Source organism: Paludisphaera borealis (assembly GCF_001956985.1).
Lineage (GTDB): Bacteria > Planctomycetota > Planctomycetia > Isosphaerales > Isosphaeraceae > Paludisphaera > Paludisphaera borealis.
In genome coordinates this window covers 1,297,479-1,313,494 of sequence record NZ_CP019082.1, presented here as the reverse complement: position 1 = coordinate 1,313,494, position 16,016 = coordinate 1,297,479, and the positions used below count along the sequence as shown (strand labels likewise).

Here is a 16,016-nt window from a genome sequence, read left to right as displayed (position 1 = left end):
GATCGGGACCGTCGCGCAGGGCGGCTCCATCGCGTGGCGCATGCGACGCCCCAAGATGCGACCATGCGGCTGGAATTTAACTCTCGATCACCATCGCCATCGAAACGAGGAAGTTCTCATTCCGTCGCCCCTGTCGCTCGCCGTGCGGACGCCCTTGCGGATCGAACGTCCCGTCGACGACAGCCGCGGCCGCGAATGATGCGGAGGCCAAGCGCATTCTGGCCTGGTTCGGCCTCTGTCTCGCGAGCCGGACGAGAGACCGGATCGATGAGCTGGGCTTCCTCGACGACGGCTCGGGAGGCGGTCCGCCTTCGTCGACCGAGGCCGATTCCGTCGCTCGGCCCTGGATGTGACGTCGATCACGGAGGCTTCTTCGCGCTACAATGAAGTTGAGCCGATCGAGAACGAGCGATCGGCGAACCGAGCGGAGCGGAGCCACGCAATGGGGATTCGCGTCTTGGTGGTCGAGGATGATGAGCTGATCGCCGCGTCGCTGGTCCGTGGCCTTCGCGAGGAGGGCTTCACGGTCGAACGCGCGGCCGATGGCGAGGTCGCGTGGCAGGCCTTGCAATCGGGCTCGTGGGATCTCGTGCTCCTCGACTGGTGGCTGCCGTCGCAGGACGGGCTCTCGGTCCTCCGTCGGTTCCGCGAGCGCGATCACGAGACGCCCGTGCTGTTCCTCACCGCGCGCGACTCGGTCTCCGATCGGGTTCGAGGGCTCAATGGCGGCGCGGACGATTACCTCTGCAAGCCGTTCGCCTTCGATGAGCTGCTCGCTCGCGTCCACGCCTTGCTGCGGCGTCGCGAGGGGCGGTCAGGCACGATCGTGTCGTCCGGCGACGTGAAGGTCGATCTCGCCACCCAGAAGGCCGACCGCGGCGGCAAGCCGCTCGACCTCAAGGCCAAGGAATACGCCCTGCTCGTATTCTTCCTCCGCCACCCCAACGAGGTGCTTTCGAGGACCCGGATCTACGAGCACGTCTGGGACGAGCGGTACGACGGGCTCTCAAATACGCTCGAAGTCCATATATTCGAGCTGAGGCGCAAGCTCGAAGCGCACGGCGACCGCCTGATCCACACGCTCCGTGGACGCGGCTACGTCTTCGGCGACCCTCCAGGCGGATCAACGGGGGAGGGCTCATGAGTCTTTCGACGCGGCTCTCGCTGTTCTTCCTCGCCGCGCTGGCCGTGGTGCTCCTGGGGTTCTCGTCGACCCTCTACCTGCTGGGCCGATCGTACCTAACCAATCAGCTCGACGAGCGCCTGGAGAAGGCCCTCGACACCCTTGAGGCGGCCGTCGACATCGAGACCGACGGCCTCGAATGGGAGCCCCGGGACCGTCGACTGACGCTCGGCGTCGAGAACGGCGTCGAGCAAGTGCGTTGGACGGTGCACGACGGCGCCGGGGGGGTCGTCGACCGTTCGCCGAATCTGGTAAACGAGCCGTTTCCGCCTCATATCGACCCCGAGGCGCTCCCGGAGATGCCGATCGACGGAACGTCGATGACCGATGTCCCCGGTTGGCGGATCGCCCGGCGCCACTTGCGCCTGACCGAGCTTCTCAACCTGGGCCGGGGGCACCCCGAAAACGATTCCGACGACGACATCGAGTACCCCGAACTCGTGCTGACCGCCGGCCTTTCGCCATTCCCAACCGAGGCGAGCCTCTATCGGCTCGCCCTGGCGCTGGGCGGGGTCTCGGCGGCCGTGTTGTTGCTGTCGGCCGTCCTCGGTCGATGGCTCTGCCAGCGCGCCTTGGCCCCGATCGTCCAGATGGCCGCGGCCGCACGCGAGAAAGCCGCGTCCAACGACCAGAGCGGCCTGCCGAGTCCCGGCACGGGCGACGAGCTTGAAGACCTCGGCAAGGCGTTCAATGCGCTTCTGGACCGGAGGCGCGAGGCGCTCGAACGCCAGCAGCGGTTCACCGGCGACGCCTCGCACCAGCTGCGAACGCCGGTCGCGGGCCTATTAAGCCTCGTCGAGGTCGTCCGCCGTCGGCCTCGTCCTGCCGAGGAATACGAGCAGACGCTCGACCAGGTCCATCGCGAAGCCAACCGCCTCCGCCAGATCGTCGATTCGCTCCTGTTCCTCGCCCGGACCGAGACCGAATCGGAACCGCTCAAGGAGGAGCCGCTCGACCTCACGGTCTGGACCCCCGAGACGCTCAAGCGGTGGGCCGAGCATCCCCGTGCCGTCGACCTTCACTATGAGGGGGCCGATCACGGCGTCTGGGCCCGCGCCCACGCTCCGCTGCTCGCGCAGGCTTTAGAAAACCTGGTGGACAACGCCCTCAAGTACAGCGAGCCCGGATCGGCCGTGCGGGTCAGGGTCTGGCGTGAGCCGGGCGTGTCGTGTCTCGCTGTCGAGGATCGCGGCTGCGGGCTGAGCCTGGAGGAAACCGCCGCGGTCTTCGAGCCCTTCTACCGGTCGCCTCGCGCGCGGCTCATGGGGCGCTGCGGCGTCGGCCTCGGCCTCTCGGTCGTGCACCGGATCGTCGCCGCCTCACGAGGCTCAATACAGGTCGAGGGCCGTCCCGGCCAGGGCGCCCGGTTCACCGTCCGACTTCCTGAGGTCGCGCCCAAGCCTTACCCGGACTTCCCGCCGCTCGCCCCGGCGGAGGAAACAACCGGATACCTCTCGCCCACCGCGCGGAGCATTCGCGTTTAAGAACGCGATGAAAAATCCCAATCCGCCGTGGGAATCCTCGCTCAAGGACGCGAACGTATCATAAGTTAAGAGAGAACCGTCTGGTCGATGGCTCTTTGCCAATCCGCGCGCACTGAAAAACCTCGTCGAGACCCTCGACAAACAAAGCCAATTTCTGACAGCCAACACCGAGGCGTCAGCCACTCGACCTCGGTTCCGTCTCCCGGAAGAGGGCCTGGGGGGGCTGACCGACGAAATTCCAGCCGAATGAAGCCAATCGGCCAGTCGCGCCGAAAGGCTATAGCCAAAAAAACTTTACGTCGCGCCAACGAAGCTGGAACGAGACGCGAACGAACCCAATCTCGGGCAGCCGACCAGGGCGTCCGGAACGGGAGGGAGCCGGACGTCACGGGCTTCCCGGCGACGGTGGAGGGGCATCGAACGCTCCCCATGTCTCGCCGAACAAAACAATTTTCCGATCAGCTCGTCCCCCCTCCGAGTCGTTCAGGCAGTCGTCGCGGCAACCGGAGACGGGCGACGGGCGAGGTTGGGGAAACTTTCCTCGAACCGTCGCCGGGCGAGGCCGTCGGTCGGCAGCCAGAGGGCGTTATAGGAGGAAGCCGCGGGATCGATCGGTTGGAGATCGAGTTCCTGGCGCAAACCGATGCGACGCAGGCCGAAGACCCAACCCTCGTAGCCGAAATCTTCCATGACTCGGCAGAGGTCGGCGGGCGTCTGTCCGGCCCGAACGAGGTGGGCCGACTCGACTTCGGTGGCGACGATCGGTAGATGGCGCTGGATGGTCCGGGCCAGGCCCTTGAGGGCGAAGCACTCAAACCCTTCGACGTCCATCTTGATCATCATGGGCGGTCGTGGGTCGGCTTCCAGAACCGAGTCGGCGACATGCACCGGGACGGTCATCTGTTCGTATCGATCGGGGGTGTTCTCGGTGGAGTCGAACGGCAAGAAGCTGCCCTCGCCCGAGTTATGGCGAGGGACGGACAGGCTCAGCTCCGCGTCGACGTCGCCGACGCCCATCTCGTGCAGCCGGACGTGGCCGATATGATTGTGCTCAAGAAACGATCGAATCCGCGCGGCGCACCGGGGGTTGGGCTCGAATGCGTCGACGACGCCGGTCTCGCCCACCTTGCTTGCCGCGGCCAGGGTGATCATGCCGATGTTGGCCCCGATGTCGATGAACCGATCGCCGGGCCGCAGCAGCCCGAGAACCAGGAGCTGCAACTCGAGGTCGTAGAACCGGCCGAGGTAATAGGTCATCCGTTCCGACCACCGCGACAGGTCGAGGTCGAGCTGGTAACCGTGGAGCTTGCCCCGGATGGTCCTGCGCGGTTCGTCTCGCCACTCGACGTCGCGCCGGAAATCGCCGACGAACGCGCCATAGAGTCGTCCCCACCCCGGCAACTCGTGCCAGACGTACGGCCGGATCAACCGTTGAATCAGTCTCATGGTCTGCATTCTCGATGGGTGTGCGCCGAAGTCTCGTCTCGCCGCGAGCAGGAAAGCCCGGCCGCCAGGTGGAGAATTCGATCCGAGAGGTTTGTCATCGCAAGAAATCAAGTCGTGGCAAGCTGCTTTTCGAGTGTTCCAGGTGCGAGAAAAGCCGGGGTTGAGAAACAGATAGGGCTGGCGACCCCCAAATCCCGAGCGTCGATCGAGTGTTAATGCGGCGACTAAGTTAGCAGATCCAGGAGTACCCACACCAGAGCGAGCAGTCCCCGTGCGGAGCGAAAGGCCCTCGTGAGAGATCCGTCACCCTAGCGAGCAGGACACCTTAACTTGTTCCAAACACGAAACTTGCGCAGCGAGACCGGGCGTCGAGCCCGGCCCGCGCGCCGCGAGGCGTCAAACGGGGGACGGGGCTCGCCCGTTGCGCTGGGGTTCCGGACCGCCCTCGGTTCCTTCCAGGAAGACGCCGATCTTGCGGTACTTGTCGTAGCGACGGTCGAGGAGTTCGGGCGTGGGGACCCCAATCAACTCGCGGACCTGGCGGAGGAGGAATTGCTTGAGCGTCGTGGCGATCTCGGTGTGGTCGCGATGGGCGCCGCCGAGAGGCTCGGGGACGATCTCGTCGACGATGCCGAAGCCGAGCAGGTCGCGGCTGGTGAATTTCAGGGCCGCGGCGGCCTTGGGGGCGTGCTCGCTCCCCTTCCAGAGGATCGTGGCGCAGCCTTCGGGACTGATGACCGAATAATAGGTGTGTTCGAGCATGCCCAGACGGTCGCCGATCCCGATTCCCAGAGCGCCTCCCGAGCCTCCCTCGCCGATCACCACGCAGACGATCGGGGTGGCGATCTGGCTCATCTCCATCAGGTTCTCGGCGATGATCGCCGCTTGCCCCCGTTCCTCGGCCGAGATCCCCGGGTAGGCGCCCGGAGTGTCAATGAACGAGACGATCGGCAACCCGAACTTGGCAGCGAACCGCATCTTCAGGAGGGCCTTGCGGTAGCCCTCGGGGTGGGCGCAACCGAAGTGGCAGGCGGTCCGCTCGGCGAGGTTCTTGCCCTTCTGGTGGCCGATGAACATGACCTTCACGTCGTCGAGATAACCCAGCCCGGTCACGATCGCCTGGTCGTCGCCGATCGCTCGGTCGCCGTGAAGTTCGAGGAACTGGTCGAAGATCAGCTCAATGTAGTCGCGGGTCTGGGGTCGCTGCTGGTGCCGCGACACCTGGACGGTCTGCCAGGGGTCGAGATGCGAATAAATCTCGCGCTTGAGCGCCGCCAGCTCGCGACGCAGGCGGCGGATCTGCTCGCCGATCTTCGAGGTGTCGCCGCCGCCGCGGTTCTTGGCGTACTGCGCCTCCATCTCGGTGAGGCGCAACTCCATCTCGTAGATGGGCGCCTCGAAGGGCAGACGCTGTTCGTGGGGACTGCGCATGAAGGCCTGATCCTCGAAAGCATGCTCGCGGCGAATCGATTGATCTTATCGCAAACCTTGACTAGCCTGGCACTTACACTAAAAACACGATCACGAAGTGGAACGCGGTCACGAAAACGACCTGACGTCATTATCGGCGCCCGGGTCCGGGTCGTCCTGAAAAATTCGGACCGACCGGAACCGGGTGAGGAATTCGTGGAAGCTCGCGATCCGATCTTCGGGCCGCTTCTGGATCATCTTCATGACCAGTTCGTTGAAATTCGGAGTGACGAGCTTGTTGTGGGTGATCAACGGAACCGGCCGTTCCCGCAGGTGTTTGTTGAGAAGTTCCTGCTGGGAATTGGCCCGAAAGGGGGGGCGGCCGCACGTCAATTCATAGCAAGTGACGCCGAAGCTGTAAATATCCGCCCCCGGGGCCGGGTCCTCGCAACGGATCTGCTCCGGCGCCATGTAGCTGGTGGTCCCCTGACGAGGAATCTTGCCGCCGAAAAGCTTGCTCAGGCCGGTCCGGGGCCGCATCGCGATCGTGTAGTCGATCACCCGGACTTCCCCGCTCTTGTTCGCCAGAATGTTCTCCGGCTTGACGTCGCGGTGAATCCAGCCCTGATCGTGCATGTAAGCCAGGGCCGAAGCCGCTTGACGGATGATCCGGTGAAGCTGGGTCGTCGGCATGGGATAGACCGACGGACGCGCGATGGGAAGCTTCAAATGGAAGGACGGAAAGTAATCCATCACGAAGTAAGGCTGATCGCAATCCTTGACGAACTCAATCACCCGGACCAGATTCGGATGTCGCAACTCCATTCCCAGCTTGGCTTCGAACGCAAACGACTTCCGCTCGCTGGCGTCGCCGGCGCGCGATTCGAGCAGTTGCTTGACGGCGTACCGCCGCTGGGTGGATTCCTGGACCACCTCGATGACCACCGATGTGACGCCAGGATGGATCAGCCGGACGATGCGGTATTCGCCGATCCGGTCTTCGCTGGCAGCGCTTCTGCCCGTCGCCAAAGGCCAAGCTCCCTCGTGGTCGCAGACGACGAACCGCCGAGCGTTCGGTCGCTCCCCGGCCGATCCCACGGCAAGATCCCGAAATCCCACACACCCCTCCCCACTTTACAAAAACCCAAGCGATCCATCAACTTCCCGCCGAGCCGCGACCACCCTCTGAAGCCTCGGCCGGCGCGTTGCTCAAGAGAGAGAGGCCCGGGCGTCGATCTTGAAGACCTGGAGATGCGCCGCCGGACGCGTATTGCGAACGCGGTTCGGTCGACGTCGGGCCTCGACGCGGAGTCGTCGGCGATGGGTACCGGGCGTCGCGTTCGCCGCATCCCCAACTCCCCCAGCAGGAAAAGGAGTCGGTCGACCATGGAGCGAAGTCGGCGCATCACCCTGAATCGAGAGATCCGTGAAGTCCCCGGCCGTCCTGATCGCCTCGACGTCACCAGCCGTCGCGCAGCATTGGAATCGCTCAGGTCGACGACCCTCGGGTCGAAGGCCGCCGGACCGATCCTGATCACGGGCGAGTCTGGAGCCGGCAAGACGCGCCTCTGGGGACGCCTCGCCGACGAGCTGCCCTCAGGCTGGCGGTTCGCCGTCGTCCAGGCCGCCCCGGCGCTCGACCCCGTGGACTTCCTCAGCCTGACGGCGTCGCAGTTTGGGGTCGCGGCCTCGGACCGGCTCGCGACGAATCGCCTGGCGATCGCCTCGGCCCTCCAGGACGAGTCGGCCGACGGCCGGTCATGGGTTCTGGTGGTCGAGAACGCCCACCACGCTTCTCCCGAAGTCTGGTCCGAGATCGAGGCCCTTTCCGCCTGCGGCAGCCCGCGTGCGGAGCACGGTTTCGCGGCCGTCCTCCTGGTCGGCCGGACCGAGCTGACGCGGCGGTTTGCGGGCCGATCGCTCCAGACTGTGGCCAATCGTCTGGCGGGGCACATCCATCTACCGCCCCTCGACGTCGAGGAAGCGTCCCAGCTTCTGGCCTCAGTCCGTCCCGACCGCCTCGACGCCGCCGAGATCGAGCCGTTGCACCGCGACGCCGCCGGCAACCCCCGCACGCTGCTGAGGCTGGTGGAAACCCGAGGGCTCGGCCGCTCGGCGACGCCGTCGCCGTCCGTCCCGGCCCCCGCCCAACCTCAGCCTGCCGCTCGGCAAGTCCAGGCGGCCGCGTCGAGCCCGAGCCTGGAGGCGTCGCCCCGGCCCGTGACGCGACCCGAAGCCCGGCCGGCACCGGTCGTGATCGCCGAAACGATCCTCGAACCGCCTCCGCTGGTTCCAAGTCGGCCCCCCCTTCGCGAGGAGGAGGGGCTCATCGAAGTCGGCTGGAGCGGGAGCCTCGACGCCGAGAACACTCCGTCGATCGTGGCGAGCGAGCTGGACGAGTCGGCCGAGACGGCCGTCGCGACCGCTCCCCTCGGCGAGGAGACGATCGAAGACCGCTACGCCGCGCTCCAGGCCTGGGCCGAGTGGGCCCGGAATCGCGGGCGTCTGAACCCCACGACCGAATCGACGGACGACCCCGCCGAGGACGCCGATCCGGATTCCGGGACGAACGATGAACTCGACCTGGAGAGCGTCGAGGACGCGACCGAGGCCGAGTTCGGCGCGGACGTCCGGGCCGAGGGCGAGCACGACCACGCGCCCTACAGCCAGCTTTTCACCCGCTTGAGGCAGCCGAAGTAGCTCCCCCGCTGGTTGTCGGAACAGGCGGCTTTCCCTTGCGCACGCTCCTCGGGACGTCCTTCCATGATGGTGACGGATAGGGACAACTCGATCGGTCGGACGACGCCCGCTAGACGGGTCGTCCGGCCGTTGGTCGTCGGCGTACCTCCAGGTGATCGGCGACCGAGCGCGACGGCCCCCGCGCGGACCGGCGCGCAACGCCCGGTCGACTCGTGGGTGGTCGTCCGGGCCGGCTGGAACGCGGCGGATTCCGTGACGGCTCTTCGACGACGCGGCACGCGCTCGGCCGGGAGCACGGAGCCGCGAGAACCGCGAAATTCGGCTGAATCGATTGATGAAAGCGGCCGGCGGGGGCCGAAAGCTTTCATAACGACCGAGCACGATGACCGTCGTGACGTCGGATCGTGTCCGGTTTCCTTGGACGAGCAGGCGTCGCCGACACTGACCCTGGTGCTCCCACTCGCCCTCCTTCCCGGGGGGGACGAGTTTTCCGATGCCACCCGTTGGAACACGCCATGTGTGAAGACGGACGTATCGGAGGCGGCGCCTGCTTCTTCTTCTCGCCCACCCCATCGACCTGGACCGCGGTCTCAGCGTGATGGGATTTCGGTGACGGCGCAAAGCCTCGCATCGCCCCGACTCTGGGCGAACCTGTGGCGGATCGAAGTCAGCCGCTCGCGGCCCACCCACTCAGCCGAGTTCGCGTTCCCTGACGGTGACGTAGACTTCCTGGCAGGTCTCGGCGATTTTCTCGCCCAGGCCCTGGTGCTTGGTTTCGAGCTGGGTCGAGTACATCCCCAGCACCTTGCACAAGAACGCGCCGTGGCAGGGGTCGCTCTCCTGGGAGAGCTGGACGAGCGACTCCTCGATCTGGTCGGCCAGGTAAAGCAGGAACTGGGCCTGGCCCTTGATCTCGGCGAGGAACTTCCGCAGCTCGGGGGAGGGCAGGTGGCCGCCCGCGTCGTCGCCCTCGATCTCGAGGTCGCGGCTCGTGGTCGCGAACTCGTGCATCGGCGAAGTTCCCGAGAGCCCGTTGGTCGACGGCGTCATGAGGGGTCTCCCGAGCTGTACGGCTGCTCTTGGGGCGTCTGCACCATCGCATCGAGCATGTTGCAGAGGTCGGCGATCGCCCTCAGATTCTGGCTCTCTTGACGCAGGTTGGCCGTATGCATCTCGACGAGTTGCTTGATGAAGATACGGGTCCCCGGGTCGGGCTCGTCCTGGAACCGCTCGACGTCGGCGACCGCCGCGCGCACCAGATAATCCATGAACTGGAGCTTACCGCGAATCGAGACCGAAAGCTTGGAAAGCTGGGCGCCGTCCACGGCTTCGGGGGGGGCTGTGAGCTGGGTCATCCTGATCGCGTCTCCGGACCAAGGGCCGGACACCTGAGCGAAGCTTCAGCGTCCGTGCGGAATGGTGATCGTCTCCTGACGTCGGCTTCGGGGCGGAAATCCTCAAGAAACGAGGATTCGCCATTCTTGGGAACCAAGGTTCCCCCTGGAGATTACCCCCCACGCGCAATCGATGCAAGCGGAAAGGTCGCTTCGCACTGACTTTATGTTCAGACGACGGCAAAGCAAGCCAACCCGCCGCCTACACGGGCGGACGACCTCTGCCGGGTTTCTTTCGGATTCCGGCCGCGGTACAAGGAAGGGATGTCGCCAAGGCGGCTGCCGAGCGCCGGCCCCCTTCCTCGAATGGGGCCGCGACGAGTTCAGCCTGCCTCTTCTTCCCTCATCCCCATGGAGATCCGCACGATGTCGCGAGACCTGAACCGTCGAGAGTTGCTCCTGGCCAGTGGAGCCGCCTGGCTGGGCGCGGGGGCGTTCGCCAAGGCGACGGCCGCGGCCCTCAAGGCACCCAAGAGGGTCCTCTTCTTCACCAAGAGTTCGGGATTCCCCCACTCGGTGGTCGCCCGCCAGGGGGGCAACCTCTCGCACGCCGAGAAGATCCTGACCGAGATCGGCAAGGAGCACGGCTTCGAGGTCGTCGCCTCCAAGGACGGCCGGCTGTTCGAGCCCGACCAGATCGGCCAGTGGGACGGGTTCGTCTTCTACACCACGGGCGACCTCACCGTGCCCGGCACCGACAAGACGCCCCCGATCTCGGTCGAGGGCGAGAAGGCGTTTTACGACGCCCTCAAGGGGGGCAAGGGGTTCATCGGCATGCACTGCGCGGCCGACACGTTCGGCCACTTCAAGCCCCGCGACAAGAGCGGGGACGACCCGTACATCCAGATGATCGGCGGCGAGTTCTACTCGCACGGCCCCCAGCAGGAGGTGACCATCGAGGTCGCCGACGCCGCGTTCCCGGGCCTGGCCGACGGCTTCGGCGCGTCGAACAGCTTCAAGCTCAACGATGAATGGTACGCCCTCAAGAACCACCCCGACGATCTTCACGTGATCCTCGTCCAGAAGACCAAGGGCATGCAGGGCCACGAGTACGAGCGCCCCGACTACCCGGCCACCTGGGCCCGCCCCTACGGCAAGGGCCGCGTCTTCTACACGTCGATGGGCCACCGCGAAGACGTCTGGACCAACCCCAAGTACCAGGGGCTGCTGCTCGGCGCGCTGGCCTGGACCACCGGCCTGGTCGACGCCGACGTCTCGCCCAACATCAAGAAGGTCACCCCCGGCTACAAGACGCTGCCCTCCGGCGTCAAGAAGTGACACGTCGAACGCCGCAGGGATCTTCGATGCGAGGCCGCCGTCACGGCCGCTTCGCATCGAAGACGACCGACCCGTTGATGATCGTGTAGAGGACCTGGCCCGCGAGCACGCGCGAGGGGGGCTCGCGGAACAGGTCGCGATCGAAGATCGTGATATCAGCGTGCATGCCCGGTTTCAGGACGCCTCGGAGGCCCTCGGCGAACGCCCCGTAGGCCGCGCCGGCGGTGAAGGCCCGGAGCGCCTCGTCCAGCGACAGCCGCTGGTCGGGATGCCAGCCGTCCTTCGGTTGACCGTCGGAGTCTTGCCGGGTCATTGCCGCGTAGAGGCCCCAGAACGGGCTGACGACTTCGACCGGGAAGTCGCTGCCGAAGGCGAGCGGGACCTTGGCGTCCAGGAACCACCGCCAGGCGTAGGCGCCGTCCACCCGTCCCGGGCCGAGCCGGGCGTCGGCCCATCGCATGTCGTCACTTGCATGCGAGGGCTGCATCGAGGCGATCACGCCGAGGCTCGAGAACCGCCCGACGTCCTGCTTGCGGACCACCTGCGCGTGCTCGATCCGCAGCCGAGGGCTCACGGCCTGGGGCACGGCCTTGAGGGCGGCTTCGTAGGCGTCGAGCACCAGAGAGTTGGCCCGGTCGCCGATCGCGTGGGTCGCCACCTGCCAACCGTTCCGCAAGGCCGCGACGGTCGTCTCCTCGAGCACCTGGGGATCGATGAGCAGCAGGCCCTTGTTCCCGGGGTCGTCGTGGTAGGGCTCGAACAGGAGGGCCCCGCGCGAGCCCATCGCGCCGTCGATGAACAGCTTGATCGCCCGCATCTCGAACCGGCTGCCCTCCGGCTCCTTGACCGGCGGCCGGCTGACCGTCTGGACCTCCTCACCGGCCGGCGGCATGGCCATCGCGTAGACCCGCAACGCCAGCCGGCCCGAGCGGTCGAGCCGGCGAAAGACGTCGGCCTCGCGTGCCGAGACGCCCGCGTCGTGAACCCCGGTCAGGCCCTGCGCGACGATCTTTTTCTGGGCGGCGAGAATCCGCCGCTCGACGTCGGCCGGCGTCGGCGGCGGCACGACGCGCCCGATCAAGCTCATGGCGCCGTCGATGAAAACGCCCGTCGGCTCGCCGCTTGGGTCGCGGTGAATCTGGCCGTCGGAAGGGGGCTGGGTCGCCTTCACGACCCCCGCCCGCCGCAACGCCGCGGCATTCGCCCAGCCCGCGTGGCCGTCGACCCGCGTCAGCCAGACCGGCCGGTTGGGCGCGACCGCGTCGAGGACGGCCGACGTTGGGAACGATCCGCCGGGCCAGAGGCTCTGATCCCAGTTGCTTCCCGTGATCCAGGCGTCGGCCGGCAGCGAATCGCCCCGCTCCTTGACCTTCCGAGCGACCTCTTCAAGCGACGCCGCGCCCCGAAGGTCGAGGTTTTCAAGACCGCCGCCGAGCGATTCGATATGGCCGTGGGCGTCGACCAGCCCCGGCGTCGCCAGTCCTCCCGGCGCTTCGACGAGCCGGGTCGCCGCCCCTTTCCAGCGGAGGACTTCGTCGCGCGTCCCCACGGCCACGATCGCTCCGGCCCGGGCCGCGAGCGCCTCGGCCCAGGGTTTCGCGGAGTCTCCGGTCCAGATCCGGCCCGCGATCACGATCAGATCGGCCGGCGTCGCTTGCTCCTGGCCACGAAGCGTCCCAGGCCCAACACCCGATACCGAGAGCGTCAGAAACGCGGCGGTCAACGTACGACGGCGATTCCAGCGCAACGGCCTCATGCCCACTCTCCCTTTCCCTCAAGACGGAATCCGACAGTCCGCTTCAGGAGCGTACCGAAGGGACCGGGCCGGACAAAAGGGGGATTTCCAGCGACCCCTCCGGACTCGGCTCGTCGACGCCTCGCCCGATCCGCTCGCAAAGGTCGGCGAACTCCTCGACCAGTTCGGCGATCAGGTCGAGGTCGCGGCCTTCCCGCACCGCCGCTTCCACGAGCGCGCAGGTCTCGGTGACGGCCGGGAAGCCGTACATGGTCCCGACGCCCCGGAGCTGGTGCGCCTGCGATTCGATCTCGGCCAGGTCGTTCGCTGCGACCGTCTCACGAAACCTCGCGACCTTGCCCGGCAAGCTGGCGACGAACTTCCGGACCAGGGCCGCCAGGCCCGAGTCGTCCGCGTACCGGGAAACGACAGGGGGCGAATCGGACGCCCGGATCGGAAGCTGCTGGGCCAGGGTCTCGTAGAGGCGGCGGACGTCGACGGGCTTGGTCAAATACTCGGTGCAACCCGACCGCAGGCAACGGCCGCGGTCCTCGGACATGGCGTGAGCGGTCAAGGCGATGATGGGCTTCTCGAAGCCCGCCCGGCGCAGCTCGCCGGCCGCGCCGTAGCCGTCGAGGACGGGCAACTGCATGTCCATCAGCACGAGGTCGAATCCGCCGCCGAGCGCCCGATCGACTCCCGTCCGGCCGTCGCCGGCCGTTTCCACCTCGACGCCCATCCGGTTCAAGTGATAGAGAAGCACACGTTGGTTGTCAGGACTGTCCTCGACCAGCAGGACTCGCCCGGCGAGAGGCCCGCCGATCGGTTCGGCGACGGCCTCGTTCTCGCTGGCCACGCGGCGCGACAGCTCACTTGGGGCGAGCCAGCGGCGCGACGGATCGACGCCCCGGAGCGGCAGTTCGACCGCGAACCGGCTTCCCTCGCCGAGAGTGCTCTTGACGTCGATTCCTCCCCCCATCGCCTCGGCCAACCGACGGCTGATGCTGAGGCCCAAACCCGTGCCGCCGAACTTCCGGGTCGACGACGAATCGGCCTGCTGGAACGGCGTGAAGATCCCTTCGAGCTGGTCGGCCGGTATGCCGACGCCGCGGTCCTCGACCTCCAACCGCAATACCCCCTCTCGACTCGACGCCCCATGCCGGGCCGTCAGGCGAAGACTCACCCGGCCCCCGGGCTCCGAGAACTTGATGGCGTTGCCGACGAGGTTCACGAGGATCTGGCGTACCCGAGTCGGGTCCATCGTCGCCGACTCGGGCAAGGGGCCGGACGCTTCGACGTCGAGAACGATCCCCCGCTCGTCGCCTCGAACGCGCAGGCCGGATACGACTTCGAGAGCGACCTGCCAGGGGGAACACGCGACCGGGTCGAGCCGCATCCGGCCGGCCTCGATCTTCGAGAGGTCGAGGATGTCGTTGATGATCTGCAACAGGTGCGAGCCGTTGCGGCGGATCGCCTGGATCGCCGCCTGGCGGTCGGCGGCGGGCAGCGCCGGATCGAGAAGCATGTCGGCGTAACCCAGGACCGCGCTCATCGGCGTCCGGACTTCATGGCTCATGTTGGCCAGAAACGCGGCCTTCGCCTGGCTCGACGCCAACGCCTCATCGCGCGCCCGGCGCAGCTCCCCCTCGGTCTGCTTCTGGCGGCTGATGTCGCGGAGCGAGGCGGTGAAGACGGGCGGGCCGTCGAGATGGACGGCGGCGACGGTCAGCTCGGCGGGGAACCGCGTGCCGTCGCCGCGCCGGGCTTCGATCTCGCGGCGCTCGCCGAGGCTCGGCGACGAGCGGGTTTCGATATACGCGTGAAGGCTCGCCTCGAAGGCCGCGCGCTGATCGTCGGCCGCGATCAGATCGGCGAACCGCCGGCCGAGCGTGGCGTCGGCGTCAACGCCGAAAATCCGCTCGGCGGCGGGGTTGAACTCGATGACGTCGCCCTGATGATCGAGCGTGACGAGGGCGTCGAGCGACGCCTCCAGCACGCCGCGCAGCCGCGCCTTGCCTCCCAACAGCAACGCTTCGTCGCGCGTCCGCGCCCGAGCGTCGCGGACGATCGCCGCCATGCCGAGCGGCCGGGCCGAGACCGGGTCTCTGACCAGGAAAAGGCTGGCGTCGACGTCGATCTCCCGGCCGGTCCGGGGACGCTTCAACACGGTCTGGCCCGACCAGCGCCGATCCGAGAACGGCTCACTGGCCGCCGCGAGCACGTCGTACTGGGGCAAGAGATCGCCGATCCGCAAGTCTTCGGGAACGATCGAGCCGCGATAGCCCGCCAGCTCCCGGCCGGCGGAATTCAGATGGCGGATGCGCCCGCCAGACGTCGCGAAAACGATCATCTCACTGCTCTGATCGAGCAGTGCGGCGAACTCGTGAACCTCGTCGTCGCGCTCTCGCCGCGCGGCGAACCGGCCGATCTCACGGCCGAGGTCCGACAGGACCGGCCGGAGCGACTCGTCGAACACGGCGCTCTCGCTTCCCAGGAAAGCCAGAGTGCCGAAACGCCAACCGTCGCTCTCGACCGGCGCCACGAAGGCCGTCGACAAGCCGAAGGCCGACGCCTCCGAACCACTGAGGTCGACCGTTCCAGCCGAGTCGGTCACGATCCAACGCGGGGCCTGGTTCGCCTCCCTCGAACTCTTCAGGTACAGCCGGCCCGACTCCCGCGAGAACCAGTCGCGGCTCGACCGCCTGAAGCCCGATCCGTCGATGATCCAGCATTCGGCCGCCTCGCAGTCGAGGAATTCCCCGACGGTTCGGAGGATCGGGGCGATGGCTGCGTCGAGCGTCGAAGCCTCGGCGAGGATCGAGGCGGTGGCGTGCTGCAAGGCCGATCGTCGCTGCGTGCGGATCAGTTCGGCCTTCTCGGCCCGGCTCCTCATCTCCCAGGTCGCCGCGTCGGCCAGTTCTTGAAGCGTCTGGAGGTCGGTGTCGGTCCAGGCTCGGGCCTGGAGGTCGATCACGCAAAACGCCCCCACGACTTGACACCGGGCGGCCGTCAGCGGGACGCCCAGGCAAGCGATCGGCTGGACTTCGGACCACGCGGGAGCGTAACCGAGCGCGCCGTGGTTGGTCGCGTCGCGAACCACGAGAGGCCGCCCGCTACGCACGATGTATTCCGTGAACGAGCGGGAGAAATCGGGTCGAGGCGATCCGCGATCGAAGGCCGACAGCCCGAACGCGCTCTTGAGGAACTGCCGGTCGGCGTCGACGACCGCGAGGAGGGCCGCGGGCGCGTGGAGGACCCGAGCCGCCAGGCGGGTCAGGCGGTCGAAGGCGGGTTCCGCCTCGGTGTCGAGCAGTCGCGTCGACCGCAGGACGGCCAGACGCTCCGGGTCTCGGATCGCATCGCGGCACAGTTCGATCATCGCTCGC

At 67.0% G+C, this 16,016-nt stretch carries 12 protein-coding genes; 4 read left to right on the top strand and 8 right to left on the bottom strand.

The genetic code is table 11. The annotated features are described in order from the left end of the window. Positions 1-442: 442 nt before the first annotated feature. Both BSF38_RS05080 and BSF38_RS05075 read left to right on the top strand, forming a co-directional pair. Positions 443-1,144 (top strand): response regulator transcription factor, encoded by a 702-nt coding sequence (locus tag BSF38_RS05080; RefSeq protein WP_076343744.1) that lies wholly within the window; start codon positions 443-445, stop codon positions 1,142-1,144. Next, a complete protein-coding gene (locus BSF38_RS05075) occupies positions 1,141-2,667 on the top strand; it encodes a sensor histidine kinase (RefSeq protein ID WP_076343743.1) in 1,527 nt (508 codons plus the stop codon). The genes BSF38_RS05080 and BSF38_RS05075 overlap by 4 nt, the downstream gene beginning before the upstream one ends. A 483-nt stretch (positions 2,668-3,150) precedes the next feature. On the opposite strand, the gene BSF38_RS05070 is transcribed toward BSF38_RS05075, so the two are convergent. The 3 genes from BSF38_RS05070 to BSF38_RS05060 all read right to left on the bottom strand — a co-directional run bounded on the left by BSF38_RS05070 (position 3,151) and on the right by BSF38_RS05060 (position 6,552). Further along, positions 3,151-4,113 carry an FkbM family methyltransferase gene (locus BSF38_RS05070; RefSeq protein ID WP_168189311.1) on the bottom strand — a complete coding sequence of 321 codons (963 nt, stop codon included), beginning with the start codon at positions 4,111-4,113 and terminating at the stop codon, positions 3,151-3,153. A gap of 396 nt (positions 4,114-4,509) precedes the next feature. Continuing rightward, positions 4,510-5,544: an acetyl-CoA carboxylase carboxyltransferase subunit alpha gene (locus tag BSF38_RS05065; RefSeq protein WP_076343741.1), complete on the bottom strand. Its 1,035-nt coding sequence runs from the start codon at positions 5,542-5,544 to the stop codon at positions 4,510-4,512. A 108-nt stretch (positions 5,545-5,652) separates the two neighbouring features. Then, the gene (locus tag BSF38_RS05060) at positions 5,653-6,552 is read right to left on the bottom strand and encodes a serine/threonine protein kinase (protein WP_076350605.1); all 900 of its coding nucleotides are present in this window, start codon (positions 6,550-6,552) and stop codon (positions 5,653-5,655) included. 357 nt (positions 6,553-6,909) lie between these two features. On the opposite strand from BSF38_RS05060, the gene BSF38_RS05055 reads away from it, so the two are divergent. Further along, the gene (locus tag BSF38_RS05055; protein WP_076343740.1) at positions 6,910-8,223 is read left to right on the top strand and encodes an ATP-binding protein; all 1,314 of its coding nucleotides are present in this window, start codon (positions 6,910-6,912) and stop codon (positions 8,221-8,223) included. Here BSF38_RS05055 and BSF38_RS29800 read toward each other — a convergent pair. From BSF38_RS29800 to BSF38_RS05045, 3 genes are all read right to left on the bottom strand, one after another. Beyond that, positions 8,184-8,501 carry a hypothetical protein gene (locus BSF38_RS29800; protein ID WP_145951973.1) on the bottom strand — a complete coding sequence of 106 codons (318 nt, stop codon included), beginning with the start codon at positions 8,499-8,501 and terminating at the stop codon, positions 8,184-8,186. The two genes, BSF38_RS05055 and BSF38_RS29800, sit on opposite strands and share 40 nt — an antisense overlap. Before the next feature lie 412 nt (positions 8,502-8,913). Continuing rightward, positions 8,914-9,273, bottom strand: a complete 360-nt coding sequence (locus tag BSF38_RS05050) for a hypothetical protein (RefSeq protein WP_237170744.1) — start codon at positions 9,271-9,273, stop codon at positions 8,914-8,916. Beyond that, complete coding sequence (locus BSF38_RS05045; protein ID WP_145951972.1) at positions 9,270-9,578, bottom strand: hypothetical protein; 309 nt, start codon at positions 9,576-9,578, stop codon at positions 9,270-9,272. Before BSF38_RS05045 ends, BSF38_RS05050 begins: the two co-directional genes overlap by 4 nt. A 405-nt stretch (positions 9,579-9,983) precedes the next feature. Here BSF38_RS05045 and BSF38_RS05040 point away from each other — a divergent pair, with 405 nt between their 5' ends. Beyond that, positions 9,984-10,895 (top strand): ThuA domain-containing protein, encoded by a 912-nt coding sequence (locus BSF38_RS05040; RefSeq protein WP_076350604.1) that lies wholly within the window; start codon positions 9,984-9,986, stop codon positions 10,893-10,895. A gap of 40 nt (positions 10,896-10,935) precedes the next feature. Here the strand turns inward: BSF38_RS05040 and BSF38_RS05035 are convergent, their stop codons facing one another. Both BSF38_RS05035 and BSF38_RS05030 read right to left on the bottom strand, forming a co-directional pair. Then, the gene (locus tag BSF38_RS05035; RefSeq protein ID WP_083712702.1) at positions 10,936-12,651 is read right to left on the bottom strand and encodes an amidohydrolase; all 1,716 of its coding nucleotides are present in this window, start codon (positions 12,649-12,651) and stop codon (positions 10,936-10,938) included. A 43-nt stretch (positions 12,652-12,694) separates the two neighbouring features. Further along, positions 12,695-16,009 (bottom strand): ATP-binding protein, encoded by a 3,315-nt coding sequence (locus tag BSF38_RS05030; protein ID WP_145951971.1) that lies wholly within the window; start codon positions 16,007-16,009, stop codon positions 12,695-12,697. Between the last annotated feature and the right edge of the window lie 7 nt (positions 16,010-16,016).

Excerpts from the sequence above, each read along its gene's own strand:
- BSF38_RS05045 (WP_145951972.1), bottom strand. The coding sequence starts at position 9,578 with ATGACCCAGCTCACAGCCCCCCCCGAAGCCGTGGACGGCGCCCAGCTT.
- BSF38_RS05040 (WP_076350604.1), top strand. The coding sequence starts at position 9,984 with ATGTCGCGAGACCTGAACCGTCGAGAGTTGCTCCTGGCCAGTGGAGCC.
- BSF38_RS05050 (WP_237170744.1), bottom strand. The coding sequence starts at position 9,273 with ATGACGCCGTCGACCAACGGGCTCTCGGGAACTTCGCCGATGCACGAG.
- BSF38_RS05080 (WP_076343744.1), top strand. The coding sequence starts at position 443 with ATGGGGATTCGCGTCTTGGTGGTCGAGGATGATGAGCTGATCGCCGCG.
- BSF38_RS05055 (WP_076343740.1), top strand. The coding sequence starts at position 6,910 with ATGGAGCGAAGTCGGCGCATCACCCTGAATCGAGAGATCCGTGAAGTC.
- BSF38_RS05070 (WP_168189311.1), bottom strand. The coding sequence starts at position 4,113 with ATGAGACTGATTCAACGGTTGATCCGGCCGTACGTCTGGCACGAGTTG.
- BSF38_RS05065 (WP_076343741.1), bottom strand. The coding sequence starts at position 5,544 with ATGCGCAGTCCCCACGAACAGCGTCTGCCCTTCGAGGCGCCCATCTAC.
- BSF38_RS05030 (WP_145951971.1), bottom strand. The coding sequence starts at position 16,009 with ATGATCGAACTGTGCCGCGATGCGATCCGAGACCCGGAGCGTCTGGCC.
- BSF38_RS05035 (WP_083712702.1), bottom strand. The coding sequence starts at position 12,651 with ATGAGGCCGTTGCGCTGGAATCGCCGTCGTACGTTGACCGCCGCGTTT.
- BSF38_RS05075 (WP_076343743.1), top strand. The coding sequence starts at position 1,141 with ATGAGTCTTTCGACGCGGCTCTCGCTGTTCTTCCTCGCCGCGCTGGCC.